Here is a 1,434-nt window from a genome sequence, read left to right on the forward strand (position 1 = left end):
GCGGGTGATGCCACCTATATCCTGCGCCGCATGATGGCGCGGGGCTTTGACAATGTCGCCGTGGCGACGATCTGGGAGAGCTGGCTCGGTTTGTCTGAACAGTTTCGGGCGTGTTGCTAATTGGATTTCTGCCTCGATTATGCCGCCACCATCATTGGTGCCAGCGCGTTGAAGTAGGCCCGATCCGGCGTCTGCCGGTCAAGGGATGAATGTGGGCGTCGGCTATTGTAAAAGGTCAGATATCTGCCAATGCCGACGCGGGCCTCGGACACGGTCTTGTAGGCGTGGAGGTAGACTTCCTCGTATTTGATCGAACGCCAGAGCCGCTCGACGAAGACGTTGTCCCGCCACGCACCCTTGCCATCCATCGAGATGGCGATTTCCGCCTTCTTCAGCACCGCCGTGAAGTCCATCGAGGTGAACTGCGATCCCTGGTCGGTATTGAATATGTCGGGTTTGCCATAACGGGCCAGCGCTTCCTCGACTGCTTCGATGCAGAAGGCCGTTTCCATCGTAATCGATAGTCGCCACGACAGAACCCTCCGGCTGAACCAATCGACGACGGCGCAGAGATAGACAAAGCCGCGTGCCATTGGAACGTAGGTTATGTCCATTGCCCACACCTGGTTGGGTCGGGTGACCGCCAGCTTGCGCAGGAGGTAGGGATAGATTTTGTGCCCAGACGCTGGTTTCGACGTGTTCGGGCGACGGCAAATCGCTTCGATGCCCATCTTCTTCATCAGCGTGGCGACGTGCAGCCGCCCGGTTTCCAACCCTTCTCCTCTCAAGAGCCCTTGCAACATCCGACTTCCGGCAAACGGGTAGTCGAGGTGCAGTTCGTCGATCCGCCGCATCAAGGCCAGATCGCCATCGGACACTGGACGAGGCAGATAGTAGACGCTGCCACGGCTGAAGCCGAGAAGCTTCGCCTGGCGCACGACGGATAGCTTGTGCTCGCGGTCGATCATTTCTTTCCGCCCAGCAATCCCGCCTTGCCGAGCGCACCGGATAAAAAATCGTTCTCCAGTGTCAGTTCGCCGATTTTGGCGTGCAGCGTTTTGACATCGACGGTCGGACCCGTTGGCTCCGCCTTCGTTTCATCGCCGAACACACCCGTCGCCCCCTCAAGGAGCTGGTCTTTCCATTGCTTGATTTGGTTGGCATGCACATCGAACTGCTGGGACAACTCCACCAGCGTCTGCTCACCTCGGATGGCGGCGAGCGCCACCTTTGCCTTGAAAGCCGGGCTGTGGTTCCGGCGCGGTCGTCTCGTCATGCTATCTCCTGTTCCCGGCATCTAAGCCGAAGTCAGGCAGAAATTCCACTTATCCCCGCTGTGCAGATTTCCCGAGCCAGCTCTGGGATCCCATCGCCGTCTCCTTCTGCCATGCGGCGGGGGAAGGCGCCGAGCTTGCGCTGCGCCTCGGCGGCAAG

General features: G+C 59.3%; 1 protein-coding gene. It reads right to left on the reverse strand.

Annotated elements, in window-relative coordinates:
- Positions 1–137: 137 nt before the first annotated feature.
- Positions 138–1,276, reverse strand: a protein-coding gene (locus EXZ48_RS34505; RefSeq protein ID WP_165909519.1) for an IS3 family transposase whose coding sequence is annotated in 2 segments (ribosomal slippage) — positions 138–1,018 and positions 1,018–1,276 — 1,140 coding nt in all. Because the reading frame shifts where the segments join, the coding sequence is not laid out codon by codon here.
- Positions 1,277–1,434: the final 158 nt, after the last annotated feature.

This window comes from Shinella sp. JR1-6, assembly GCF_004284735.1.
Lineage (GTDB): Bacteria > Pseudomonadota > Alphaproteobacteria > Rhizobiales > Rhizobiaceae > Shinella.